The organism is Bradyrhizobium sp. HKCCYLRH3073 (assembly GCF_051167995.1).
Classification (GTDB): domain Bacteria; phylum Pseudomonadota; class Alphaproteobacteria; order Rhizobiales; family Xanthobacteraceae; genus Bradyrhizobium.
In genome coordinates this window covers 176,232-202,141 of record NZ_JBNPUD010000011.1, presented here as the reverse complement: position 1 = coordinate 202,141, position 25,910 = coordinate 176,232, and the positions used below count along the sequence as shown (strand labels likewise).

General features: G+C 64.5%; 23 protein-coding genes. 20 read left to right on the top strand and 3 right to left on the bottom strand.

Annotated elements, in window-relative coordinates; translation table 11 throughout:
• Window positions 1-68 precede the first annotated feature (68 nt).
• The 4 genes from ACQR1X_RS24760 to ACQR1X_RS24745 all read left to right on the top strand — a co-directional run bounded on the left by ACQR1X_RS24760 (window position 69) and on the right by ACQR1X_RS24745 (window position 4,866).
• Window positions 69-800: a GntR family transcriptional regulator gene (locus ACQR1X_RS24760; protein ID WP_315805168.1), complete on the top strand. Its 732-nt coding sequence runs from the start codon at window positions 69-71 to the stop codon at window positions 798-800.
• A gap of 61 nt (window positions 801-861) precedes the next feature.
• Window positions 862-2,595, top strand: coding sequence for an oxalyl-CoA decarboxylase (oxc, locus tag ACQR1X_RS24755; protein WP_434899743.1), 1,734 nt, complete (start codon window positions 862-864; stop codon window positions 2,593-2,595).
• Between the two features lie 65 nt (window positions 2,596-2,660).
• The gene (gene frc / locus ACQR1X_RS24750; RefSeq protein ID WP_315805096.1) at window positions 2,661-3,938 is read left to right on the top strand and encodes a formyl-CoA transferase; all 1,278 of its coding nucleotides are present in this window, start codon (window positions 2,661-2,663) and stop codon (window positions 3,936-3,938) included.
• A 592-nt stretch (window positions 3,939-4,530) separates the two neighbouring features.
• Window positions 4,531-4,866, top strand: coding sequence for a hypothetical protein (locus ACQR1X_RS24745; protein WP_315805095.1), 336 nt, complete (start codon window positions 4,531-4,533; stop codon window positions 4,864-4,866).
• 197 nt (window positions 4,867-5,063) lie between these two features.
• Here ACQR1X_RS24745 and ACQR1X_RS24740 read toward each other — a convergent pair whose 3' ends face one another.
• Window positions 5,064-5,540, bottom strand: a complete 477-nt coding sequence (locus ACQR1X_RS24740; RefSeq protein ID WP_434899742.1) for a peptidoglycan-binding domain-containing protein — start codon at window positions 5,538-5,540, stop codon at window positions 5,064-5,066.
• Between the two features lie 451 nt (window positions 5,541-5,991).
• On the opposite strand from ACQR1X_RS24740, the gene ACQR1X_RS24735 reads away from it, so the two are divergent.
• The 8 genes from ACQR1X_RS24735 (at window position 5,992) to ACQR1X_RS24700 (ending at window position 14,358) form a co-directional block, all read left to right on the top strand.
• Window positions 5,992-6,129: a hypothetical protein gene (locus ACQR1X_RS24735; RefSeq protein WP_315805093.1), complete on the top strand. Its 138-nt coding sequence runs from the start codon at window positions 5,992-5,994 to the stop codon at window positions 6,127-6,129.
• A gap of 388 nt (window positions 6,130-6,517) precedes the next feature.
• Window positions 6,518-7,516, top strand: a complete 999-nt coding sequence (locus ACQR1X_RS24730; RefSeq protein ID WP_434899741.1) for a Bug family tripartite tricarboxylate transporter substrate binding protein — start codon at window positions 6,518-6,520, stop codon at window positions 7,514-7,516.
• 9 nt (window positions 7,517-7,525) lie between these two features.
• Window positions 7,526-8,020, top strand: a complete 495-nt coding sequence (locus ACQR1X_RS24725; protein WP_434899740.1) for a tripartite tricarboxylate transporter TctB family protein — start codon at window positions 7,526-7,528, stop codon at window positions 8,018-8,020.
• Between the two features lie 39 nt (window positions 8,021-8,059).
• Window positions 8,060-9,559 (top strand): tripartite tricarboxylate transporter permease, encoded by a 1,500-nt coding sequence (locus tag ACQR1X_RS24720; RefSeq protein ID WP_434899739.1) that lies wholly within the window; start codon window positions 8,060-8,062, stop codon window positions 9,557-9,559.
• A 218-nt stretch (window positions 9,560-9,777) separates the two neighbouring features.
• Window positions 9,778-11,064, top strand: coding sequence for an oxalate/formate MFS antiporter (gene oxlT / locus ACQR1X_RS24715; protein WP_315716169.1), 1,287 nt, complete (start codon window positions 9,778-9,780; stop codon window positions 11,062-11,064).
• A 242-nt stretch (window positions 11,065-11,306) separates the two neighbouring features.
• Complete coding sequence (gene oxlT, locus ACQR1X_RS24710) at window positions 11,307-12,620, top strand: oxalate/formate MFS antiporter (protein WP_315805089.1); 1,314 nt, start codon at window positions 11,307-11,309, stop codon at window positions 12,618-12,620.
• Between the two features lie 211 nt (window positions 12,621-12,831).
• Complete coding sequence (locus ACQR1X_RS24705) at window positions 12,832-13,251, top strand: CBS domain-containing protein (RefSeq protein WP_172114347.1); 420 nt, start codon at window positions 12,832-12,834, stop codon at window positions 13,249-13,251.
• A 138-nt stretch (window positions 13,252-13,389) separates the two neighbouring features.
• Entirely contained in the window at window positions 13,390-14,358 is a 969-nt protein-coding gene (locus ACQR1X_RS24700; protein ID WP_434896322.1) for a zinc-binding dehydrogenase, read from the top strand.
• 74 nt (window positions 14,359-14,432) lie between these two features.
• On the opposite strand, the gene ACQR1X_RS24695 is transcribed toward ACQR1X_RS24700, so the two are convergent.
• Window positions 14,433-14,561: a hypothetical protein gene (locus tag ACQR1X_RS24695; RefSeq protein WP_315716165.1), complete on the bottom strand. Its 129-nt coding sequence runs from the start codon at window positions 14,559-14,561 to the stop codon at window positions 14,433-14,435.
• Here ACQR1X_RS24695 and ACQR1X_RS24690 point away from each other — a divergent pair.
• The 6 genes from ACQR1X_RS24690 (at window position 14,542) to ACQR1X_RS24665 (ending at window position 22,663) form a co-directional block, all read left to right on the top strand.
• Window positions 14,542-15,855: a cation diffusion facilitator family transporter gene (locus tag ACQR1X_RS24690; protein WP_315805086.1), complete on the top strand. Its 1,314-nt coding sequence runs from the start codon at window positions 14,542-14,544 to the stop codon at window positions 15,853-15,855. The two genes, ACQR1X_RS24695 and ACQR1X_RS24690, sit on opposite strands and share 20 nt — an antisense overlap.
• Window positions 15,856-16,062: 207 nt before the next feature.
• A complete protein-coding gene (locus ACQR1X_RS24685) occupies window positions 16,063-18,387 on the top strand; it encodes a sensor histidine kinase (RefSeq protein WP_315805085.1) in 2,325 nt (774 codons plus the stop codon).
• Window positions 18,388-19,580: 1,193 nt separating this feature from the next.
• Window positions 19,581-20,921, top strand: a complete 1,341-nt coding sequence (locus tag ACQR1X_RS24680) for a hypothetical protein (RefSeq protein WP_315805084.1) — start codon at window positions 19,581-19,583, stop codon at window positions 20,919-20,921.
• A 99-nt stretch (window positions 20,922-21,020) separates the two neighbouring features.
• Window positions 21,021-21,359, top strand: coding sequence for an antibiotic biosynthesis monooxygenase (locus ACQR1X_RS24675; protein WP_315805083.1), 339 nt, complete (start codon window positions 21,021-21,023; stop codon window positions 21,357-21,359).
• Between the two features lie 335 nt (window positions 21,360-21,694).
• Window positions 21,695-22,207 (top strand): isoprenylcysteine carboxyl methyltransferase family protein, encoded by a 513-nt coding sequence (locus ACQR1X_RS24670; protein ID WP_434899738.1) that lies wholly within the window; start codon window positions 21,695-21,697, stop codon window positions 22,205-22,207.
• Window positions 22,208-22,321: 114 nt separating this feature from the next.
• Window positions 22,322-22,663 (top strand): antibiotic biosynthesis monooxygenase, encoded by a 342-nt coding sequence (locus ACQR1X_RS24665; RefSeq protein WP_434899737.1) that lies wholly within the window; start codon window positions 22,322-22,324, stop codon window positions 22,661-22,663.
• A 57-nt stretch (window positions 22,664-22,720) separates the two neighbouring features.
• Here ACQR1X_RS24665 and ACQR1X_RS24660 read toward each other — a convergent pair whose 3' ends face one another.
• Complete coding sequence (locus tag ACQR1X_RS24660) at window positions 22,721-23,614, bottom strand: LysR family transcriptional regulator (RefSeq protein ID WP_315805080.1); 894 nt, start codon at window positions 23,612-23,614, stop codon at window positions 22,721-22,723.
• A 262-nt stretch (window positions 23,615-23,876) separates the two neighbouring features.
• On the opposite strand from ACQR1X_RS24660, the gene ACQR1X_RS24655 reads away from it, so the two are divergent.
• Window positions 23,877-24,353, top strand: coding sequence for a formate dehydrogenase subunit gamma (locus tag ACQR1X_RS24655; protein WP_316182799.1), 477 nt, complete (start codon window positions 23,877-23,879; stop codon window positions 24,351-24,353).
• Complete coding sequence (locus ACQR1X_RS24650; RefSeq protein ID WP_315805079.1) at window positions 24,350-25,906, top strand: formate dehydrogenase beta subunit; 1,557 nt, start codon at window positions 24,350-24,352, stop codon at window positions 25,904-25,906. Before ACQR1X_RS24655 ends, ACQR1X_RS24650 begins: the two co-directional genes overlap by 4 nt.
• Window positions 25,907-25,910: the final 4 nt, after the last annotated feature.

Sequence of the window (25,910 nt, the reverse complement as noted above, 5' to 3'; positions counted from 1 at the left end):
CTGGTATGCCAAAAATCTTGGACGCAAAATGCTGTAAACAAGCATCTCCCAAGGAGAGGAGATCGGTCTTGTCTACAGAGAAAACAAACAAGGCATTGCCCATCATGGCCGAGGCCGACATCGCGATCGCTCGCATCGCCCCGGAGACGAGCTTCAAGAATAAGGCCTACGAGGCCTTGAAAGAAGCCATTCTGAAGATGGACATCTACGCCTCGCCCGAGCCCGTGATGCTCGACGAGCGCGCGCTCTCCGAGCGCCTCGGTGTCAGCCGCACGCCGATCCGCGAAGCGATCGCGATGCTCGAGCAGGACGGCTTCGTGAAGACCGTGCCGCGCCGTGGCATCGTCGTCGTCCGCAGGACGAAGAGCGAGATCGTCGACATGATCCGCGCCTGGGCGGCGCTGGAGAGCATGGCCGCGCGGCTCATCACCACGATCGCGCGCAAGAAGGACATCAGCGCGCTGCGCGACTACTTCAAGGACTTCGGCAAGGATCGCCCGCCGCAGGAGCACATCGAGGAATATTCCAAGGCGAACATCGCGTTTCATCAGGCGCTGATCTCGCTGTCGGAATCGCCGGTGCTCGTCGACATGACCAACGACATCCTGCTGCACGTGCGCGGCTATCGCCAGCTCACGATCGGGCGCACCGACCGTATCGCGGCCTCCCTGCCCGAGCATCTCGCGATCATCGAGGCGCTGGAGGAACGCAACACCGAGCTCGCCGAGAAGCGCGCGCGGGATCACACGCTGGGCCTTGCGAGCTATGTCGAGACGCACGGCCAGGAACTATTCAGCTGACGGGTTCAAACAGAAGAAGTCGCCGCAAAGCGCCTTCGTAGACGACCAGGGAGAGAGGCGCATGGCGCAGACTGCTGTTAAGACCGAGGCACCGGACACGCACGAGGAGCTCACGGACGGTTTCCATCTCGTCATCGACGCGATGAAGCTGAACGGGATCGACACGATCTACAACGTGCCGGGCATTCCGATCACCGATCTCGGTCGCATGGCGCAGGCTGAAGGCATCCGCGTGCTCTCCTTCCGTCACGAGCAGAACGCCGGCTACGCCGCAGCGATCGCCGGCTTCCTCACCAAGAAGCCGGGCGTCTGCCTCACCGTCTCCGCTCCCGGCTTTCTGAACGGCCTCACCGCGCTGGCGCATGCGACCACGAACTGCTTCCCGATGATCCTGGTCTCGGGCTCCTCGGAGCGCGAGATCGTCGACCTGCAGCAGGGCGACTACGAGGAGATGGATCAGCTCGCGATCGCCAAGCCGCTGTGCAAGGCGGCGTTCCGCGTGCTGCACGCCCAGGACATCGGCATCGGCTTCGCCCGCGCCATCCGCGCCGCCGTCTCCGGCCGTCCCGGCGGCGTCTATCTCGACCTGCCGGCCAAGCTGTTCGGCCAGGTGATGAACGCGCAGGCAGGCAGCGCCTCGCTGGTCAAGGTGATCGATCCCTCGCCGGCGCAGATCCCCTCGCCCGACTCCGTCAAGCGCGCGCTCGATCTGTTGAAGAACGCGAAACGCCCGCTGATCATCCTCGGCAAGGGCGCGGCCTATGCGCAGGCCGACGAGGCGATCAAGACCTTCGTCGAGAAGAGCGGCGTGCCGTTCCTGCCGATGAGCATGGCCAAGGGATTGCTGCCCGACCTGCATCCGCAATGCGCGGGTGCTGCGCGTTCGACCGTGCTGAAGGACTCCGACGTCGTCATGCTGATCGGCGCCCGCCTCAACTGGCTTTTGTCGCACGGCAAGGGCAAGAGCTGGGGCGATCAACCGAAGAAGTTCATCCAGGTCGATATCGAGCCGAAGGAGATGGACTCCAACGTCGAGATCGCGGCCCCGGTGGTCGGCGACATCGGCTCGGTGGTATCAGCCTTCTCCGAGGCGATGGGTAGCAACTGGGCCAAGGCGCCGGCCGAGTGGCTGAGCGCGGTGCAGAAGAAGCGCGAGGACAACGTCGCCAAGATGGCGCCGCGGCTGATGAACAACAACTCGCCGATGGACTATCACGGCGCGCTCGGCGTGCTCCGCACCATCATCAAGGAGCGTCCGGACGCGATCCTGGTCAACGAGGGCGCCAACACGCTCGACCTCGCCCGCGGCGTGATCGACATGTATCAGCCGCGCAAGCGGCTCGACGTCGGCACCTGGGGCGTGATGGGCATCGGCATGGGCTCGGCGATCGCCGCCGCGGTCGAGACCGGTAAGCCGGTGCTGGCGATCGAGGGCGACAGCGCCTTCGGCTTCTCCGGCATGGAGGTCGAGACCATCTGCCGCTACAATCTGCCGATCTGCGTCGTCATCTTCAACAATGACGGCATCTATCGCGGCACCGACCAGAACTCCGCGGGGTCGGATCCGGCGACCACCGTGTTCGTCAAGGGCGCGCGCTACGACAAGATGATGGAGGCCTTCGGCGGCGTCGGCGTCAACGCGACCTCGCCGGACGAGCTGAAGCGCGCCGTCAACGCGGCGATGGATTCCGGCAAGCCCACCTTGATCAACGCCGTGATTGATCCCGCGGCCGGATCCGAGAGCGGCCGTATCGGCAACCTCAATCCGCAGAGCGTGCTGACGAAGAAGAAGTAAGGCCACCCGCAAGACATCACCTGCCCGCGCCATGCGGGATGACCAATCGTTACGGAGAGCAAGACATGACCAAGGCGCTCGAGGGCGTTCGCATTCTCGACTTCACCCACGTCCAGTCCGGACCGACCTGCACGCAACTGCTGGCCTGGTTCGGCGCCGACGTGATCAAGGTCGAGCGTCCGGGCGTGGGTGACATCACCCGCGGCCAGCTGCAGGACATTCCGAACGTGGACAGCCTCTATTTCACGATGCTGAACCACAACAAGCGGTCGATCACGCTCGACACCAAGAACCCGAAGGGCAAGGAAGTCCTGACCGAGCTGATCAAGAAGTGCGACGTGCTGGTCGAGAATTTCGGCCCCGGCGTGCTCGATCGCATGGGCTTCCCCTGGGAGAAGATCCAGGCGATCAACCCGAAGATGATCGTCGCCTCGATCAAGGGCTTTGGCCCCGGCCCGTACGAGGACTGCAAGGTCTACGAGAACGTCGCGCAGTGCACCGGCGGCGCCGCTTCGACCACCGGCTTCCGTGACGGCCTGCCGCTCGTCACCGGCGCGCAGATCGGCGATTCCGGCACCGGACTTCATCTGGCGCTCGGCATCGTCACCGCGCTCTATCAGCGCACCCACACCGGCCGCGGCCAGCGCGTCACCGCCGCGATGCAGGACGGCGTGCTCAACCTCTGCCGCGTCAAGCTGCGCGACCAGCAGCGGCTCGATCACGGTCCGCTCAAGGAATACAGCCAGTTCGGCGAGGGCGTGCCGTTCGGCGACGCCGTGCCGCGCGCCGGCAACGATTCCGGTGGTGGCCAGCCCGGCCGCATCCTGAAGTGCAAGGGCTGGGAGACCGACCCGAACGCCTACATCTACTTCATCACCCAGGCGCCGGTCTGGGAGAAGATCTGCGACGTGATCGGCGAGCCGACCTGGAAGACCGATCCGAACTACGCCAAGCCCGCCGCCCGCCTGCCGCGCCTGAACGAGATCTTCGGCCGCATCGAGCAGTGGACCATGACCAAGACCAAGTTCGAGGCCATGGACATCCTGAACGAGTTCGACATCCCCTGCGGTCCCATTCTCTCGATGAAGGAGATCGCCGAGGACGAGTCGCTGCGCAAGACCGGCACCTTGGTCGAGGTCGACCACCCGACCCGCGGCAAGTATCTCTCGGTCGGCAACCCGATCAAGCTCTCGGACAGCCCGGCCGACGTGACCCGCTCGCCCCTGCTCGGCGAGCACACCGACGAGGTCCTCCGCCAGGTGCTCGGCTTCAGCGACCACCAAGTCGCCGAGATCCACGACTCCGGCGCGCTGGATCCGCCGCGGAAGGAAGCTGCGGAGTAATCGAGCGCCAGAGACGATCGGCGGCGCGACCGCCGAATGTGAAGCTCCTCGACATCAAGCCGCCGGCATCAGCCGGCGGCTTTTTCATTCTCACGTTCCCGTCTATTTCCCGCGCCCAGCGCACATCGACGATGACCTTGGTCCGGCTACGGCCGGCGATCGCACCTGTCGAGAATGTCTGAAATATGGGATGTACGGAGCAGTTGTCGCCGACCCGATTGCTCGTGCCCCACAGCCTCGATTGCTACGATCTTTGATGTTTTGTCCCGCGGATGATCGAAAATCACGATATGCAGCCAGAGCGGACGTGAACCGCCCCCGAAGAGCACACTGGCATAGCCCTGCCCACTCGCAGACCTCCGAGAAACATTTCGTTTTGATCCAGAGCAAGGTCCTCTCGCGCTTCGATGTGCATTCTGCGAGGGCTCCCGTGGAGGTGTGCAGCGATGCGTCCCAACTTCACACTGCCGGAGCTTGAGAACGCGTTGGAACGCGGCGTATGGCGATTGTGGTGTGATGGAGGGATGTCTTGGTAAGTCCAATCAGGAAGCCGCCGATCCTGGGGCACCCTCCCGTCCAACTCGAAACGTCCGTGCCGAAGGGCGGAACCAAGACCCCAAACATCGTCCACCCGGACGGCCACGACACCGCGTTCTCGATCCCCGCCGGCAAGACATTCGTGGTAACCGATGTCTCCGTTCAGCGGCTGTCCGTCCTTGGTACGGCGATGTTGTTGGAGGTCTCGCTGACGCAGGATATTCCCTCCAGCGGAGGAACGACAAATCGCTGGAGCTTCGTCGGGGAGACGACAGCCAATGTCGAGCGGACCTTCAGCACCGGAATTGCTTTCTCGACGCCGTTCGTGGTGAGAAACGGCAGCCAGAGCGGCGACACGGTTGTGGTTCGACTTTGGGGGTTCTTCCGATAGCGATCGAGCTGGCGCGCGCCAATTCTGGTCCGGAGGTCGCCTCCAGCAGCTCCTGATCCGGCCCCGCTTCGGCCGGGCTTTCATATCGCCGCCGTCGGCAAGCGCAGGGCGTCGAGAAGACGAAGGCCGCTTCAGCGGGCAGGTCCTACGGAAGAAATTGCCTCGAGCGTCTTCCAACTGTTTGAAGATCTGACGACCTACCTGCCGAATATTCCGCCCACCACACGGTGCATCGCGCCGCCGATCGCGCCGATGGGACCTCCGACATTCCGCTGATGTCGCGCGCGCCCTGCGCTGCGGCGGGGTTGACGGTCGGGTTTGGCAGCATCGGTGGCTGCGTCCATCAGGACCTTGTGCTGAGCGGCGTTGAGGAAGCCGGTCGTGGGATAGCCGCGCTCCTCCTGCCAACGGGCGATGACGGCGCGGGTCTGCTCGTCGAACGTCCCGTTGATCCTGGTGCCGAACCCGAGCCTGGTCAGCCCCCGTTGCACGGCCCGACGCTTCGCCTTGGTGAGGCCGATCTGATTCTCGGTCTCCTGATTGGCTTCCTGGGCGGCGATCACCGTATCGGCGGGTGCCGACGCTTCACGCGGTGCGCTGCTCAGACCAGCGTGAGCGACCTGCGCGCTTCCGGCGATCGCCAGGATGGACAGTGCCACGATCAAGGCGCGCATGGCCTTATCCTTCGCCCTCAGGTCTGCCGATGACACGTTTCGAGGAATACAGCGCGACGCACTGAACGATCAACATCCGGCGACGCCACTCCGCTTCGTTGCAGAGTAACTGCGGCCCGGGCAGCACAGTTCCCTCACCTCGGGCCGATCGTTCCGTCGCGTTGCACGCGCGGGATCGGCGCACGGGATGGCAGATGTCGGCAGTCGCCGAGATACCCGGAGTTTGCCGGCTCGGTCCGCCGAGGAGGGATCGAGACCGACCGGCGCCTCGGTTGGGCGGCTCTTTCCATATGAAAATGCCGTTCTCGATAAGAAACCCCAATCGTAACATTCCTGCCGCATCGCAAAATACTCATGCCGCTATGCAATATCGATCGTTGTATCTGGCATCTGGTATACGTAAATTCTCCTCAGTCAGAACGTCATACCGCCTCACTGAAGGAGACAAACCATGGCCAAGACCGTTGCCCTCCCCCTCGTTCAGCCCGTGTCCCTGTTCGGCCGCTTCCTCGCCGCCCTCGACCGCGTGCTGATGATCAGCGCCCGCGCTGCCAACCGCAACGGCGACCTGCCCTATTTCGGTCTCTGAGGCCGAAGGCGCTTCCGGCGCGCAGCCAGCACCGAAGCCCAACCAAGAGCCCCGGACCTCCGGGGCTTTTGCTTTTCGCGACACCCCACCGCCTGCGACAAATTGGCCTGCCAGGCATCCCACCCAATCTCCTCAATTGCGGTCGGTCACCTCTTCATACCAAAATCAAATCGGTCGATTGGCTGCGGATGCACCTCTTGCTGCCTGATCCCGGCTGCCAACACAACTTTTGGCTGCATGGGCATCGCAGGGGAGTACGGAGCTGACGACGGCCTGAAGCGCGGCACGGCGGAAAACGCCACCGGCCGGGCTCGACAGGTCGGTGGTTCGATTGGGCACAGCGGCCGCAAGAAGCCGTGCGTTCCGGGAATGAAGGGGAGAAAGCGTGATGAAGCGTTCCGTGTGCGTGGCCGTTATGGCCGGCATCGCCCTGATGGCAGGGCATATCCCGGCTCTGGCGGGATGGGAGCCCGTCCGGCCGGTCGAGTTCATCGTTCCGGCTGGCACCGGTGGCGGTGCCGATCAGATGGCCCGGACCATCCAGGGCATCGTCACCAAGCACAATTTGATGAAGCAGCCGCTGGTCGTGATCAACAAGTCCGGTGGCGCCGGCGGCGAAGGCTTCCTCGACGTCAAGGCGTCGGCCGGCAACCCGCACAAGATCATCATCACGCTGTCGAACCTGTTCACGACGCCGCTCGCGACCGGCATTCCTTTCAACTGGAAGGACCTCACTCCCGTCGCCATGCTGGCGCTCGACGAGTTCGTGCTATGGGTCAACGCCGAGAAGCCCTACACGAGTGCCAAGGACTACATCGATGCGGTCAAGCAGGCCGGCGGCACCCTCAAGATGGGTGGCACCGGCTCGAAGCAGGAAGACCAGATCATCACGGTGGCCATGGAGAAGGCGACCGGCGCCAAGTTCACCTACATCCCCTACAAGGGCGGCGGCGAAGTGGCCGTGCAACTGGTCGGCAACCACATCGATTCCACCGTGAACAATCCCATCGAGGCCGTGGCGCAATGGCGCGGCGGCAAGGTCAGGCCGCTCTGCGTGTTCGACGCCAAGCCGATGGGCTATGACGAGCCGATCACCGAGGGCAAGGCCTGGAAGGACATCCCGACCTGCAAGTCGCAGGGGCTCGATATCGAGTATTTGATGCTGCGCGGCATCTTCATGTCGCCGCGCGCCACCAAGGACCAGGTCGAATATTATGTCGAGCTGTTCAAGAAGGTGCGGGAGACGCCGGACTGGCAGGAGTTCATGAAGACCGGCGCCTTCAACACCACCTTCATGACCGGCGCCGACTACGCCAAATGGGTCGAGACCGAGGAGAAGCGGCACGAGACCCTGATGAAGGACGCCGGCTTCCTGGCGTCCAACTGAGCCGCACGCATGAGCAGTCAGGGACGTTCCGCCGGCCCGAGCCACAAGGCGGTCGAGCTCGGCGTCACGCTCGCCATCGCGCTGTTCGGGATCATCGTGATCATCGGCAGCGTGAAGGCGGGAATCAACTGGGGCGCCGAGGGGCCGCGCGCCGGCTTCTTCCCGTTCTATGTCGGCCTGTTCATCGTGGCGTCAAGCGCGATGAATGTCCGCAACACGCTGCGCGAGGATGATGGCGGGCTGTTCGCCGAATGGACGCAGCTTCGCCAGGTGATGAGCGTGGTCGTGCCGACCGCGATCTATGTCGGCGCCCTGCCCTTCACCGGGCTCTATCTGGCATCGATAATCTTCATCGCCTGGTTCATGCGCTGGCTCGGCAAATATGGCTGGCTCACCGTCGCGGCGGTCGCGATCGGGATGCCGGTGGTCACATATCTGATCTTCGAGCGCTGGTTCATGGTCCCTTTGCCCAAGGGGCCGGTCGAGGAATGGCTCGGGCTCTGATCCAATAAGAAACGTTGAAGGGTTGCAGGACCAGCCGGCATGGAAGAACTCGCCAATCTGTTTCACGGCTTCGCCGTCGCCCTCCAACCCTTCAACATCATGGTGATGATCCTCGGGATCGTCCTCGGGGTGATCATCGGCGTGCTGCCGGGATTGGGCGGCGCCAACGGCGTCGCGATCCTGCTGCCGCTGACCTTCAGCATGCCGCCGACCTCGGCGATCATCATGCTGTCCTGCATCTACTGGGGCGCGCTGTTCGGCGGCGCGATCACATCCATCTTGTTCAACATTCCCGGCGAGCCATGGTCGGTGGCGACCACGTTCGACGGCTATCCGATGGCGCAGCAGGGCAAGGCCGGCGAGGCGCTGACCGCGGCCTTCACCTCCTCCTTCGTCGGCGCGCTGTTTGCGGTGATGATGATCACCCTGGTCGCGCCGCTGGTCGCGAGCTTCGCGCTGCAATTCGGCCCGGCTGAGAAATTCGCCGTCTACTTCCTCGCCTTTTGCAGCTTCGTCGGATTGAGCAAGGAGCCGCCGTTCAAGACCGTCGCTGCAATGATGATCGGCTTTGCGCTCGCGGCCGTCGGACTCGATTCCATCACCGGCCAGCTCCGGCTCACCTTCGGGATCACCGAGCTGCTCAACGGCTTCGACTTCCTCATCGCCGTGATCGGCCTGTTCGGCATCGGCGAGATCCTGCTGACGATGGAGGAAGGACTGAGCTTCCGCGGCGGCAACGCGCAGATCAATCTGCGCGTGGTGATGCACACCTGGAAGGAGATGCCGGCACACTGGCTCACCGCGCTGCGCTCATGCCTGATCGGCTGCTGGATGGGCATCACCCCCGCCGGCGCCACGCCGGCCTCGTTCATGAGCTACGGCATCGCCAAGCGCCTCTCCAAGCGCGGCAAGAAGTTCGGCCATGGCGAGATCGAGGGCGTCGTCGCGCCGGAGACGGCAGCCCATGCGGCGGGCACGGCGGCGCTGCTGCCGATGCTGTCGCTCGGCGTGCCCGGCTCCCCCACGGCGGCGGTGCTGCTCGGCGGTCTGTTGATCTGGGGCCTGCAGCCGGGGCCGATGCTGTTCGTCGAGCAGAAGGAATTCGTCTGGGGCCTGATCGCCTCGATGTATCTCGGCAACCTCGCCGGCCTGCTCGTCGTGCTGACCTGCGTCCCGGTGTTCGCGGCGATCCTGCGCATTCCCTTCAGCATCATCGCGCCGCTCATCCTCGTGCTCTGTGCCATCGGCGCCTATTCGGTGCACAGCAGCACGTTCGATGTGGTGCTGATGCTGGTGTTCGGCGTGCTCGGCTATCTGTTCAAGAAGTGCGGCTATCCGCTCGCGCCGCTGGTGCTCGCCATCGTGCTCGGCGACAAGGCCGAGGAGGCCTTCCGGCAGTCGCTGCTGGGATCCCAGGGATCGCTCGCGATCTTCTTCTCCAACGGGCTGGTCGGCACCATCATGGCGCTCGGGTTGATCGCGCTGTTCTGGTCGGCGATCCAGCAGGGCTACAACCGGTTGCGGGCGTTCGCCGCATAAACCCGCCCTTACTTCGATAGTTGAGCTACAAAGATCCTCTGCTGCGTCGTATTGTCGCTGCAGCGATTTGCCTTGCTTCTGCAGGCTTTTTTGTCGATCGCTGGTCTACCAGCGCCAACCGGCTCGATGAATCCGCTTGTCTATTGGCATATCATATACCAAACTCCGTATAGCTGTTAGGACAAAAATAGACAGCAAATAGACAGCCTGGAGGAAACATGACGGACTTGGCTCACGCGGGGGCGCCCGCATCTGCAAGAGTAAGCGACGCCTATCGCTGGACGCAGCTCGCGGTTGGCGTCCTGGCGATGGTGATGATCGCCAACTATCAATATGGCTGGACCTTCTTCGTCCCGGATATCGCCAAGACGTTCGGCTGGGATCGCGCCTCGATCCAGTGGGCGTTCACGCTGTTCGTGCTGTTCGAAACCTGGCTCGTGCCGGTCGAGGGCTGGTTCGTCGACAAATACGGCCCGCGCATCGTCGTGCTCGTCGGTGGCGTGCTGTGCGCCATCGGTTGGATGATCAACGCCTACGCCACCTCGCTCAACGGCTACTATCTCGGCATGATCATCGCGGGCATCGGCGCCGGCGGCGTCTACGGCACCTGCGTCGGCAACGCGCTGAAGTGGTTTCCCGACAAGCGCGGCCTCGCGGCCGGCATCACCGCGGCCGGCTTCGGCGCCGGCTCGGCGCTCACCGTCGCACCGATCCAGGCCATGATCCGCGACTCCGGCTTCCAGACCACCTTCCTGTATTTCGGTCTCGGCCAGGGCATCATCATCGTCATCCTCGCCTTCTTCCTGTTCGCGCCCAAGGAAGGCCAGGTGCCCGCTGTCACGCAGAACACCAACCTCGTCCAGAGCCGCCGCAACTACAACCCGACCGAGGTGATCCGCCAGCCGATCTTCTGGCTGATGTACTTCATGTTCGTGATCGTCGGCGCCGGCGGCCTGATGGTGACGGCCAACCTCAAGCCGATCGCCGGCGACTGGAAGGTCGACAACATTCCGGTGACGCTGATCGGCATGACCATGACGGCGGTGACGTTCGCGGCCACCATCGATCGCGTGCTGAACGGCCTGACGCGTCCGTTCTTCGGCTGGATCTCGGACATGATCGGCCGCGAGAACACGATGTTCATCGCGTTCGGCATGGAAGGCATCGGCATCTGGGCGCTGTACATGCTGGGCCACGATCCGGTGTGGTTCGTGATCCTCTCCGGCTTCGTGTTCTTCGCCTGGGGCGAGATCTATTCGCTCTTCCCCTCGACCTGCACCGACACGTTCGGCACCAAGTTCGCCACCACCAATGCCGGCCTGCTCTACACCGCCAAGGGCACGGCAGCGCTGCTGGTGCCGATCGCGAACTACATGCAGCAGTCCTCCGGCAATTGGGACCGCGTCTTCATCATCGCGGCCGGCGCCAACATCCTGGCGTCGATCCTCGCGATCGCGGTGCTCAAGCCCTGGCGGCGGGTCGTGGTGCAGAAATCAACGCTCTGACGCGCCCTTCGCGCTGCAGCAAAAATAAAAAAGAACGCTTCCAGATTGACGACGCTCGGCATTTTGCCGAGCGTTTTCTTTTGCTTGGCGGACGATTTCGGTGTCGCTGCAAAGCAGCATGTCGCACCCTGTGTCGCAGGCCATATTGCAGACTGGAATATGTTATACCAGAATGCCTCGATGCGCAGATGAGGAGCGCGCTCGCAGCCGCATCCTCCAACAGAGCGCGTTTGGGAGGACACATGGTTTCCAGCACAGAGGCAACACCGCCTGTCCAGGCACAGTCCAGCGGCTTCCGCTGGCTCCAGCTCGCGATGGGCATCATCTGCATGGCGATGATCGCCAACCTGCAATATGGCTGGACACTGTTCGTCGATCCGATCGACGCGAAGTTTCACTGGGGTCGCACGGCGATCCAGCTGGCCTTCACGATCTTCGTCGTCACCGAAACCTGGCTTGTGCCGGTCGAGGCCTGGTTCGTCGACAAATACGGCCCGCGCCTCGTCATCATGTTCGGCGCCGTCATGATCTCGCTGGCATGGGTGCTGAACTCCTACGCCGACTCGCTCACCCTGCTCTACGCCGGCGCCGTCATCGGCGGCATCGGCGCCGGTGCGGTGTACGGCACCTGCGTCGGCAATGCGCTGAAATGGTTTCCCGACCGCCGCGGCCTCGCCGCCGGTGCCACCGCCGCGGGCTTCGGCGCCGGTGCGGCGCTGACCGTGGTGCCGATCGCCAGCATGATCGCCTCGAGCGGTTATCAGAGCGCCTTCTTCACCTTCGGCATCGGCCAGGGGCTGGTCGTGTTCGTGCTCGCGATCTTCCTGCGGCCGCCGACGGTTGCGGTGCCGGCCCGCAAGAAGCAGCTCAACCTGCCGCAGACCAAGATCGACTACACGCCGCCGCAGGTGCTGCGCACGCCGATCTTCTGGATCATGTATCTGGTGTTCGTCATGGTGGCCTCCGGCGGCCTGATGACCGCCGCCCAGATCGCCCCGATCGCCCACGATTTCAAGATCGCCAACGAGCCGGTATCGCTCGCCGGCTTCCAGATGGCGGCGCTGACGTTCGCGATCTCGCTCGATCGCATTTTCGACGGCTTCGGCCGCCCCGTGTTCGGCTGGATCTCCGACACGATCGGTCGTGAGCACACCATGTTCATCGCCTTCGGCACGGCCGCTTTGATGCTGCTGACGCTGTCGAGCTACGGGCACAATCCGATCGTGTTCGTGCTCGCCACCGCCGTCTATTTCGGCGTCTTCGGCGAAATCTACAGCCTGTTTCCGGCGACCTCGGGCGATACGTTCGGCAGCAAATACGCCGCGACCAACAACGGCATGCTCTACACTGCGAAGGGCACCGCCTCGCTCTTGGTCCCGCTCGCGAGCATCGTCTCCGCAAAATATGGCTGGCAGGCCGTGTTCGTGATCGGCGTCGCGCTGAACGCGACGGCCGCCTTGATGGCGCTGTTCGTGATCAAGCCGCTGCGCCGGGCCTTCATCCTCGGCAAGGAGCCGGTCACCGAGCCGGTGACGCAGGACGCCAGGATGGCGTGACGCCACGGTTTCCTCCCGCGACTTCAGGAGGCGCACCAGTGGTGCGCCTCTTTTTTTGCGCCGGGGCGGGATGCCCCGGTCATATCCGGCAGTGTCGCTGACGTGTTTTTTCGGTGGCCTCGCGCACGAAAAGCCATCAAACCCGATTGACTTCTGGCATAACGTATACCAGACTTCCTCCCGTTCACTACCAACCAAACGGGAGGGTGCCATGAAGGTCGGAGACATCCTGCGCAACAAGACGGCGCGCGTGATCACGGTGCGAATGAACGAGACCGTCGGCGTCGCGGCGCAGCTGATGCGCGCCAGCAATGTCAGCGCCCTCGTCGTCAAGGATGTCGTCCGCACCGAGGGCAACACCGCGGCCGGCATGTTCACCGAGCGCGATGTCGTGCGCGCCATCGCCGAGCATGGCGCCGCCGGCGTCAACCTGAAGGTCTCGCAATTGATCTCGCCGCAGCGGCTGATCTCCTGCAGCACCGAGGATACGCTCGAACACGTGCGGCACCTGATGAACGTGCACCACATCCGCCACCTCCCGGTCATTGTCGACTTCGCGCTGGCCGGCGTCATCAGCATGCGCGACGTCTCCTCGGCCTTCGACGAAGCGGAAGCTCCAGTCGCCGCCTGACGCATCCAGCCCGGTCAGCGGAACCGGTTCAATCCTGAGAGAACCTTGTCGGAGCTGCGCGCCGCCTGTTAGGCGGTGCGCAGAGAGGAGCGGCACAGTAAGGTCGCCGTTCATGCTGACCCGACAGGATTCCTTGCGATGAAAGCCTATGTCTACGGCGCCCAGGGCGCCGCGATCACCGATATCGCCAAGCCCGCGCCGAAGGGCACGCAGGTGCTGGTGCGCGTGCGCGCCTGCGGCCTCAATCGCGCCGATCTCGGCATGACCAAGGGGCATGTGCATGGCGCCGCCGGCGGCGTCGGCACCGTCCTCGGCATGGAATGGGCCGGCGAGGTCGCCGAGCTCGGGCCCGACGCCAGGGGCGTGAAGATCGGCGACAAGGTCATGGGCTCGGGCAGCGCGGCGTTCGCCGAATACACCCTTGCCGACCATGGCCGGCTGTTCCACGCGCCGTCGAACATGAACTTCGACGAGGCCGCCACGCTGCCGATCGCGCTGACCACGATGCACAACGCCGTCGTCACCAACGGCGCTTTGCAGCCGGGCCAGCGCATGCTGGTGCAGGGTGCGAGCTCCGGCGTCGGGCTGATGGCGATGCAGATCGCCAAGCTCAAGGGCGCCCCGCTCGTGATCGGCTCCTCGACCGATGCGATGCGCCGCGGACGGCTCAAGGAGTTCGGCGCCGATCTCGCCATCGACTCCAGCGATCCTGCCTGGGTCGACCAGGTGCTGCAGGCGACCAACGGCGAGGGCGTCGATCTGATCATCGACCAGGTGTCCGGCAAGGTCGCCAATCAGAACCTCGCCGCAACCAAGGTCCTCGGCCGCATCGTCAATGTCGGCCGGCTCGGCGGCACCCATGCCGACTTCAACTTCGACCTGCACGCGGCGCGCCGCATCACCTATGTCGGCGTCACCTTCCGCACCCGCTCGATCGAGGAGATCCGCGCGATCTTCGCCGAGGTGAAGAAGGACATCTGGGGTGCGGTCGAGCAGCGCACGCTGCGGCTGCCGATCGACCGCGTCTTCGCCTTCGACGACATTGGCGCGGCGTTCGCGCACATGGAGGCGAACAAGCATCTCGGCAAGATCGTGGTGACCTTGTGAACGCAACCTTCTGAGATTTAGAAGCACTCGAAACAGCGCGCGGTCCACGCACATGGACCGCGCGATCCCGGCTTTCATGGTGCGGCCTCGGCTGCTACATCCGCCGCCATGAGAGACGCCGCCTCCCATGTCGATTCCGGGAAAACCCGTGTCGCCGCGATCTCGATCGCGGCGAGCGCCAGCATGGCCGCGGCGAAGTTCATCGTCGGCATCCTGATCGGCAGCCTCGCGCTCGTCTCCGAGGCCCTGCACAGCGCCGTCGACGTCGTCGCCACCGTCATCACGTGGATGGTGGTTCGGGTATCGGACCGGCCGGCCGACGACGAGCATCATTACGGCCACGGCAAGCTGGAGAGCCTGTCGGCGCTTGGCGTCATCGCCCTGCTCTACGTGCTGGCCGGCGGCGTGCTGGTCGAGTCCGTCAGCCGGCTGCGCGAGGCGGCGGCACCGCCGTCGCTGTCGGCGATTCCGTTCGTGGTGCTGCTGATCGACATCGCCGTCAATTTCTGGCGCGCCCGCGCGCTGCACCGGGCCGCGCACGAGACCCACAGCCAGGCGCTCGCCGCCGACGCTCTGCATTTTGCCTCCGACGTGCTCGGCTCGATCGCCGTCATCGCCGGCCTGGTCCTCACCGCGTTCGGGTTCTGGTGGGGGGATTCCGCCGCCGCGGTCGCCGTCGCCCTGATGATCTCGATGCTCGGCCTGCGGCTGGCGCGCTCCACCGTAGAAACACTGCTCGACCGCGCGCCGGAGGGCGCGGCCGAAAAGGCGCGCGCCGCGATCCGTTCGATCAATGGCGTCGTCGATGTCGAGCGGCTGCGGGTGCGGCTCGTCGGCGCGACACATTTTGTCGACGCCACGGTGCAGGTGCCGCGCACCTACCCGATCGACCGCGTGCACGAGATCAAGCGCGATGCGCAGGCCGCGGTCGATGCCAGCCTGTCCGGCGCCGACGTCACCTTCACGACGGTACCGGTCGCGCTCAGCAATGAGAGCGTGCGCGAGCGCATCATGGTGATCGCGCGCAATTCCGGCCTCGCGATCCATCACGTCACCGTCCATGATGTCGGCGGGCGCCTGATCGTCGCGATCGACCTCGAGGTCGACGGCGACATGAGCCTGTTCGCGGCACATGCGATCGCGCACGAGCTGGAACGCTCGATCCGCGACGAATTCGGCGCCGATGTCGAGGTCGACACCCATATCGAGCCGCTCGAGCCCGAGCTGCCATTCGGCGTCGACGCGCCGGCGCAGCGGATCGCCGAGATCGCCGCGGCCCTGCAGCGCCTCGCAGCCGAGACCGACATGTACGACGTGCACAATGTCCGCGTCCGCAACACCGAGGCTGGCGAGATCGTCAACTTCCACTGCCGCGCCGCGCCGTCGATGAGCGTGCTGAAGGTGCACGACAATGTCGACCACATCGAACGCGGGGTGCGTCGCGCCTTCCCGAGCGTCAAGCGCGTCATCAGTCACGCCGAGCCGCCGCACGGCTGAAGCCAAGACGTCATGCTGCGTTCCCGCTTCGGACTCACTTCGCCGGCTTTTCGCCATGGCAAATCCGCATTGGATAAGATTTATTAGCTTTTGCCAAATCGTTGACTCTCGACAGCCCGAGAAATCTGGATTCAAATCAACTTGATTCGGAAGCGGCTGGGGCTCTTTCGAAATTCGGGTATCCAAGAAGTTTCGGGGGTCTACAGCATGACGCGTGCGCATGCCGCGAACGCGTGCGTCCAATCTTCTGATTCCATCAAGGGGTTGGCGCAATCGATCGCGAAACCGGCCTATCAAAGGCTGCTGACTGCTGAGCCGGTATTGCGTCGTGCTGTCCCTACTTTGATCATCGCCTTTCTCGTCACCATCTGCCTCGGCGCTTTCGTCCAGGTGCTCGACCAGAGCCGTCAGAAGCGCGGCGCGACCAAGCGCGACCTGGCCGCGATCTCCGACCTGCTCGCCGACCGCATCGGCAATCTGGCGATGCGCCCGGACCGCATCGCCCATATCGAGCACCTGCAGAGCCTGCTGCCCGACCTGATCCCCGCCTGGGGCGCAGCGCCCGGCCGCCACGTGATCGTGACCGGCGCCGACCACCGCATTCTCGCCCGGGTTCCGGTCGACACCGGACTCGGCGAGAACGACCGTATCCTCGACCTGATCTCCACCGCGCAGCTCCTGGCGACGCCGGGCCTGCAGGGCGCGGTCACCGAGATCACGCTGCCGAACGGCCGTCCGGCCTTCGCGGTGTCGCAGTTGATCAAGGCGCTGCCTGGCCGCGTCGTGGTGATCCAGGAGAAGCTCGAGCCGATCTGGGGCTCGGACGCCGCACTCTCGGTCACGCTGTCGGCGACGACGGGCTTCGTCGTGCTGATCCTCGGCTTCGCCTTCCACTGGCAGTCGACCCGCGCCCGCGAGGGCGACCTGATCAACGACGCCGTGCGGGGCCGCATCGACACCGCGCTCAATCGCGGCCGCTGCGGGCTGTGGGACTGGGACCTGTCGCGCGGCCGCATCTTCTGGTCGAACTCGATGTTCGCGATGCTCGGCCTGGAAAACCGCACCGACCTCCTCACCTTCGGCGAGGTCAACGCGCTGGTGAACTCGGACGACATCGACCTGTTCGAGATCGCCGACCAGCTCGTCGCCGGCGACATCCACCAGATCGATCAGAGCTTCCGGATGCGCCACACCGAGGGTCACTGGATCTGGCTCCGGGTGCGCTGCGAGCTCAGCCAGGGCACCTCCGATTCCGGCCTGCACCTGATCGGCATCGCGGTCGACGTCACCGAGCAGAAGAGCCTGGTCGAGAAGACCGTCGAGGCCGACCTTCGCCTGCGCGACGCGATCGAGACGATCTCGGAAGCCTTCGTGCTGTGGGACGCCAACAACCGGCTGGTGCTGTGCAACTCGCATTTCCAGAAGCTGCACAAGCTGCCGGACTCCGCCGTGATCCCCGGCACCTCCTATGAGACCGTCATCGAGGTCGGCAAGATGCCGGAGATCCGCACGCGGCTGCACGACCACAGCCAGCAGGCGCCGGGCGGCCGCACCTTCGAGGCGCAGCTCGACGACGGCAGCTGGCTGCACATCAGCGAGCGCCGCACCAAGGACGGCGGCTACGTCTCGGTCGGCACCGACATCACCCGCATCAAGGAGCACGAGCAGAAGCTCGTCGACAACGACCTGCGCCTGCGCGCCACCGTGATCGACCTGCAGCGCTCGCAGAGCGCGCTCGAGCGCCAGGCGATCGAGCTCGCCGACCTCGCGGAGAAATACTCGCAGGAGAAGACCCGCGCCGAGGAAGCCAACCAGACCAAGTCGAAATTCCTCGCCAATATGAGCCACGAGCTGCGCACGCCGCTCAACGCCATCATCGGCTTCTCCGAGATCATGGGCAGCGGCATGTTCGGCTCGCTCGGCTCCGAGAAGTACCAGGAATACTGCCACGACATCCTGACCTCCGGTCAGTATCTGCTCGAGGTGATCAACGACATCCTCGACATGTCGAAGATCGAGGCCGGCCGCATGAAGCTCGACATGGAGCCGCTCGACCTCGCCAAGACGCTGGCGGAATCGCTGCGCGTCGTCTCCGGTCGCGCCCTGGACAAGAGCCTCGTCCTCGACGCCGACATCGGAGGCAGCATCCCCGTCGTCGCCGACCGTCGCGCCACCAAGCAGATCATGGTCAACCTGCTGTCGAACGCGGTGAAGTTCACCCCCGAAGGCGGCCGTGTCACGATGCGGAGCCGCGTGTTCGAGGACAAGGTCGTGCTCATCATCGCCGACACCGGCATCGGCATCCCTGCGCAGTCGCTGGCGCGGCTCGGCCGGCCGTTCGAGCAGGTCGAGAGCCAGATGACCAAGACCTATCACGGCTCCGGCCTCGGCCTCGCCATCGCCCGCTCGCTGGCCCAGTTGCACGGCGGCTCGATGCGGCTGCGCTCGCGGCTGGAGTGCGGCACCGTCGTCCGCGTCACCCTGCCCCGCGACGCGTACAAGGCGACGGCGAGCATCTCGGTCGCGGCCTGAGGGGCATGCGCGATGCCGTAGGGTGGGCAAAGGCGCGCCCGTGAAGCTGCGTGTCGAGCAGCGCTTCATCGCGCGCCGTGCCCACCGATGTTCACGACGCAGACGGTGGGCACGCGCCGCCTGACGGCGCCACTTTGCCCACCCTACGGCAGCGCGCCCAACTACGAACTCTGGTCGTACCCTGTCTGCATCAACAACCACCGCCGTCGTCCCGGCCTTGAGCCGGGACCCATAACCCCAGGCAGCCGTTTGAGGCACGCTCGTCAACCATCTCGCATCTCACACCCGCCGCGGAGTATTCGTCCCGGGTCGGCGCCGCAACGTGCTCTCGCGCGACGCGGCTTGCCCGGGACGACACGCGAAAGATCGGATTTACGTCTCATACAGCCATGCATTCGAACACCGTGGACGCTTCGAACATGACACCGCGGTCTCGCGGCACACGATGCCCGAGTGATGCGATCAGTCATGCCCTTCGAATTGCAAAGGGCGCAGGGAAGGCCAGGCGTCGGCTGACGCCTGCGGCCCGCCTGCGAGAAAAAATGCAGGCGGCAGGTACCACAGGTGCAGCCGGACAAACCCGGCCTTCCCTGCGCGATGGTCTTCACGCTTATACGCAGTCGCCCTGGTGCGCCGGCTTGTTGGCCACCATTCCCGCGCGAAGCCAAGCCTCGCTCCGAGTTGGACACCAGCTTCGGGGTGTCAGGCCGCTGCGACTTCACGTCCGCAAGACATCCGTTCGTCCGCGCCATCCTGAGACGACGCTGCGAACGCCCGCGGCCACCGCATCCCCGCCTCGCGTGTCGTGACGATCGCGCGCAACGCCCCTTTGCTTGAGGCGGGATGGACATAGGAAGACACAGGATTTTAATTCTGAAAAGCAGAATATTTTTCACTGGCAATCTTGACAGAGCGTCGCACGTTGATTTCGCTTGCGAATTCTATATCTCGGCGCAGGCCCGCGGGGATACGCGAGACCTGTTCGCAAGGCATCTCGAGGCCTCGTCTCGCTCGACGGGCGACTCACCCCGCGCTCGCGACCGCGTTACGCAATGAGATCCCGCGAACATGACAAGGCGGTGCTACGCCGATGGACTTGATCATCAAGCCCTTAACTCTTTGCCTGCAGATTGGAGGTCTGCAACCGGGAGGCTGGGTCTTCCCATGGCCTGTCGCCAAAGCATGGTGCACCAATGCTTCGCCGCCTTCTTCTGCTTCTGCTCGACGTGGTCCTCTCGGCTGGCATCGTATTCCTCGTATCACTTGCCGAAGCAGCTCTGTTTGCGTCACTCCCGAACAGCCTCGTCTTCGTGGCGATGTTTGCATCGCCGCTTCTTTTGATTCCCCTAGGTCTGGCCTGCGCTCCCTTTTTGGCGATTCCGCTCTATGGGCTCGTAAAGGGCCGCTACGGCTTTCTGTTGGGTCCCATCGTCCTTGCCGGCGCCATTTATCTCCACTCCTCGTGGCGAGTGCAGCAAGATGAAGCTGCACTGGTCGAGATGGCTGTCCCGCGGCAGCAGCCCGACAAGCAGAACCACGCCCTTCTCGCGATCGAAAGCTCGAAGTCCTATGAGGACGCCAGCATTCGCGTGCTCGCCACGTCAGCTCACGAGGTGGCGTTGAAGTCCACCGGCTATGGCCGGATCGATTGGACGCTGTATCGGCCGGCGGATGGCACGGCGTGTCTCGCACCGGAGAATGCCGTCCGCGCGCTCGACTTTCTCCGTCTCGGTTATCCAGGAAAGTGCGCCACGAAAAGTTCGGTCGTCGATTTCGATGATGGCCTCTTCCTTTCGGAGAGAAACCATGACGGCAGATATTGGCTGGCGGCGGACGACCTGCCGATCCGCTTCCACGGCTATGTCTACGAACTTCTGGAACGAAACTCCGGACATAGCCGCGTCCTGGCCCGACGGATCAAGGGGGCCATGGACATGAAGTGGGTTCTTCCACTGGCCCTGTTCGAGAAGCGACCAACCCCTGTGGAGGCTGGTCCGCCGGTCGATGGCGAGGTGCTTCTGGCCGAGTCGATCGGTGTCAGTCGCGATGCCCTCCGACACCCGGTCGATCCGTTTCCCTACGACGAGGTCCTGATCGGGATTGAACAGTATTTCGGTCGACAGCAGTTGGTCGGCTCTGGCGCGAGTACGCTCGAAGCCATGGCCGTCGATCGCTGGAGGAATATCGCGCTTCTGGAATACACGCAATTTCCCGACCGCATCAAGGGGCGCATGCTCGGCCTGTTCGCGAGTCGCGATCCTCTCCGGGTCGCACTGGGTCTCAGCCTGTATCGCGCCGTGACGCCGCTTTCCGCTCCAGGCTGGGCTGGAGCCGACGAGCTCCTGTTCGACCTCATCGGTGTGCCGGTTTCGGGACACGCAGAGGCCGTGCTGCAAGGTCTCCTGGAGCGACAGTTCGCTCCGGAACGCAAAGACATTTCACCTGAGTTGAGGGCCAGCGCCAGGATGCGTTCCAACGACCCTGGCCTCAAATCTTGGCAGCGCGAGTTGTTGGCGAGGATCGGCGGCGCCTGATCCGCACGTGGCAGTCGTCGACGGCGATCAGCAATTATTGCCAAGTTTGGCGGACCTCACTGCGCGAGAGTCGAGATCGCACTGTCGAGGGACAATCTGATGCTAAAGCGTATCTGGTGCGGCTGGAGCACTCCCGCAAATGCCGATGCCTATGAGGACCTGCTGCGCGCGGCGATCTTTCCAGGGATCGAGGCCCGGAACATCGCGGGGTTTTTGAGCATCGAGCTGCTGCGCAGGCCGATCGACGGCGGCGAGTTCGCGACGATCATGACGTTCGCCGATCAGGCGGCGGTGGTGTGCTTCGCCGGTCCGATGCATGAGACAGCCGTGGTGCCACCGGCAGCGCAACGGCTGCTCAGCCGCTATGACGGCCAAGCCGCGCATTATGAGCTAAGGATCACGGGCCAGGCGCAAGCTCAGCATTCGGGGAGCGCATGAGCCCTCGCCGGCCGATGGCACTAGCGAGGCCTACCTGCAGCGCCGACCATCCCTGCGGCGGCAGCCTGGATTGCTTCGCTGCGCTCGCAATGACGGGTGGAGAGAGGCGTATGCTGTCACGACTGATGATGCGTGCCCAGGCACGGACGCGGCGGATGATGCCCAGGAATGCGATCGGCTTGCCCTTCAGAAGGGCAGCGCCGGCGCGGGACGCTGGGGGATGACCGCATCATGAAATCGCTTCGTGCTTGGTAAGCAACATTGGCGAAACGTGGTATTGACGCACCTACGCATGGGCAACTAAGGCAATCGCTCCGAGAACTGGAGTACCGCGTGTGATCATCGCCTTTATCGTTGCCGCCTTCGCCTATCGCTTTGCCATGCTCGGCATCTCGATCCGCAACGAGAAGCGGCTGCGCGCCGAAGGCGCCGTCGAATACGGCGCGTCCGTGTCGCGCTGGCTGGCCATCGCCCATGTCGCTTTCTATCTCGCCGCCACGGCCGAGGGCCTCGTCCGGGATGCGCCGCTCGACGCCGTCAGCATCATCGGATTCATGATCTATCTGTTCGGCGCGGTGATGCTGCTCGTGGTGTCGCAGTTGCTCGGTCGCCTCTGGACCGTCAAGCTGATGCTCGCGCGCGACCACGCGCTGGTGACCCATCCGCTGTTCCGGATCGTGCGACACCCGAACTACTTCCTCAACATCCTGCCCGAGCTGATCGGCTACGCGCTGACCCTGCACGCCTATCTCACGCTGGTGGCCGGCCTGATCATCTATGCCGTGCCGCTGACCTTGCGGATCCGGCAGGAGGAGAAGGTCATGCGGGAGCAATTTGCGGCCTACTGAGCGGAGGCAGCCGCTCCGCGAGTTCGCAGCGCGGGCCGCAACTTTCACCAAGTCCGGCGCCCGACGCCCGTGCAAGGGTTCGATGACCATCATCGGACCCAAGGGAGCATCGCGATGCTGAAGCGGATTTGGCACGGCTGGACCAGGGCGGTGGATGCCGATGCCTATGAGGAGCTGCTGCGGTCGACGATCTTTCCAGCCATCGTCGATCGGGCAATCGAAGGATTTCTAGGCATCGAGCTGCTGCGCAGACCGCTGGAGGCCGAGGTCGAATTCGTGACGATCATGACCTTCGCCGATCAGGCGGCGGTGGTTCGCTTTGCGGGTCCAGCCCATGACGCGGCGGTGGTTCCGCCCGCGGCGCGGAAGCTGCTCAGCCGCTATGACGGCCATGCCGCGCATTACGAGCTCCGGGCCACGCGCCACGCGCAAGGCCGGAGCTCCGCGACCGCATGAGAGCCCGAAGTCTGCCGATGACGCCGGCGAGGTCGGGTGACGGTGCCGACATGCGCCTCACGCCTGCAGGCTGGGCGCGACCTCGCGCGCCACCTGCACCAGGGCCGCGATCAGCGGGGTCATCGGGTCGCGCTGCGGGATGACGAGGCCGATCTGGTAGTTGATGACGGGATCGACGATCGGGATCGAGCGCACCTTGTCGGCGAGGCCGAGCGTCTCGGCAAGCTTGGCCGGCATCACGCTGGCCCAGCGGCCGGTCTTTACATGGGTGTAGAGCACGAGCAGCGAGTTCGAGGTGAGCGTCGGCGTGACGTCGTTGCCGGCGGCGCGCAGCGCGCGGTCGATGATGCGGCGGTTCTGCATATCGGGCGTCAAGAGGCACAGCGGCACCTGCCCGACATCCTTCCAGGTCACCTGCTCGCGATCGCCGAACATGGCGTCGGGCGCCGTCAGCAGGCGGTAGCTCTCGTTGTAGAGCGGGATGGTTCTGACACGGCCGATCGGCTCGTTCTCGATGTAGGTCAGTCCGGCATCGACCTCGAGGTTCTCCAGCAGTCCCAGCACGTCGGCAGAGGTGCACGACATGATGCGGAACCGGACCTCCGGATGCTTGGCGCGGAACGGCGTCGTCAGCGACGCAACCATGCCGAGCACGGTCGGCACCGCCGCGATGCGGATCTCGCCGGACAGCTTGTCCCTGAGGCCATTGATCTCCTGGCGCATCGCCCGGAAGTCGCCGACGATCCGGCGCGCCCAATCCAGTGTTCGCTCGCCTTCGGGCGTGAACCCCTGGAACCGCGAGCCCCGCTGCACCAGCATCACCCCGAGGATCTCCTCGAGCTGCTTGATGCTGGTCGACATGGTCGGCTGGGTAACGCCGCACGCCTCCGCCGCCCGGCCGAAATGACGCTCCTTGGCCAGCGCCAGCAGCAGTTCGAGCTTGTCGATCAAGAGGTCGGCCTTCCAGCGGTTGAACGGCCCGGTTCCACGCGTTTTCGGCGGCTGCCGGCCAGGGTGAAACCTATCACGACGAGGGTGTCGCCGACACGGTAAAACGCGGCCGCAAGCCGGTCGCGCGAAGGCCCGTTTTTCGTCAACTTCTAGCTATCTCTCGATTGCGTTTCGCTATCGCAGCACGGGACTGCTTTATTGATATCTTGAGCAATTCCAATTTGGATGTGCGAAACGCTTGCAACGCAGAATCGGGATCAGGATGACGCCGGTGTACGAAAGTTGGGACGCGGCGCGCGGCGCCGAGATCATCGCCGAACATAGCAAGATGGAGGGAGCAACCTTGCCCATCCTCCATGCGTTGCAGGAGACGTTCGGCCACGTGCCGGAGGATGCCATTCCGATGATCGCATCCGCTTTGAACCTCTCGCGCGCCGAGGTTTACGGCGTGTTCACGTTCTACCATGATTTCCGGGCCAAGAAGGCCGGTCGTCACGTGCTCAAGCTGTGCCGCGCCGAGGCCTGCCAGGCCGCTGGCGGCGACGCCCTCGCGGCCCGCGCCGAAGCCAAGCTCGGCATTGCCATGGGCAACACGACGGCCGATGAGCGCGTCACGCTCGAGCCGATCTACTGCCTCGGCCTGTGCGCCACCGCGCCATCGGCGATGCTCGACGGCCGGCTGGTCGGCCGGCTCGACGAAGCCCGGATCGATGCCCTCGTCTCGGAGGCCCAGCGATGAGCGTGCGTCTTTTTGTCCCGTGTGATGCCGGCGCACTCGCCGTCGGCGCCGATGAGGTCGCCCACGCGCTGCACAAGGCGGCGCTGGAGCGGAAGGTCGATATCGAGATCGTGCGCAACGGCTCGCGTGGGTTGTACTGGCTGGAGCCGCTGGTCGAATTGGAGACGGCGCAGGGCCGGTTCGGCTTCGGACCGGTGACAGCAGACGACGTTCCGTCCCTGCTCGACGCTGTTATCGCCGACAAGTCGCACAAGCTCTCGCTCGGCCTGACCGAGGAGATCCCGTGGCTGAAGCGGCAGACCCGCCTCACCTTCGCCCGCTGCGGCATCATCGATCCGCTGTCGCTCGACGACTACCGCGCCCATGGCGGCTACAAGGGCCTGACGCGCGCCCTGTCGCTGACGCCTGACGCCGTGATTGCCGAGGTCACCACCTCCGGCCTGCGCGGCCGCGGCGGCGCCGGCTTTCCGACCGGCATCAAGTGGAAGACGGTGTCGCAGACGGCAGCCGACCGCAAATACGTCATCTGCAACGCCGACGAAGGCGACAGCGGCACCTTCGCCGACCGCATGCTGATGGAAGGCGACCCCTTCGTCCTGATCGAAGGCATGACGATCTGCGGCATCGCGGTGGGCGCCACCAAGGGCTACATCTACACGCGTTCGGAATATCCGCACGCTATTGCGACCATGGCCAAGGCGATCGACATCGCCAGGAAGGCGGGCCTGCTCGGCGACAAGATCGCGGGCTCGAACTATACGTTCGAGCTGGAGGTCCGCACCGGCGCCGGCGCCTATGTCTGCGGCGAAGAGACCGCGCTGATGGAGAGCCTCGAGGGCAAGCGCGGCATCGTGCGCGCCAAGCCGCCGCTGCCCGCCCATCATGGTTTGTTCGGCAAGCCGACCGTGGTCAACAACCTGCTGTCGTTCGCCGCGATCCCGTTCATCCTCGACGAGGGCGCCAAGGCCTATGCCGATTTCGGCATGGGACGCTCGCGCGGCACGATGCCGATCCAGATCGCCGGCAACGTCAAGTTCGGCGGCCTGTTCGAGACCGCGTTCGGCATCACGCTGGGCGAACTGGTCGACGACATCGGCGGCGGCACCTTCACCGGCCGTCCCGTTCGTGCGGTGCAGGTCGGCGGTCCGCTCGGCGCCTACTTCCCACGCGCCCTGTTCGACACGCCGTTCGACTACGAGGCGTTCACCGCCAAGGACGGCCTGATCGGCCATGGCGGCATCGTCGTGTTCGACGACACCGTCGACATGTCGAAGCAGGCGCGCTTCGCGATGGAGTTCTGCGCCATCGAATCCTGCGGCAAGTGCACGCCCTGCCGCATCGGCTCGACGCGCGGCGCCGAGACCATCGACAAGATCCGCCGCGGCGAGCGCGTCGCCGAGAACATCGCCCTGGTCGAGGACCTCTGCGGCACTATGAAGCTCGGATCGCTCTGTGCACTCGGCGGCTTCACGCCCTACCCTGTGCTCTCGGCGCTGAAGCACTTCCGCGAAGATTTCGGCCCCCAGCAGCCGCGCCTGCAGGCTGCGGAATAAGATA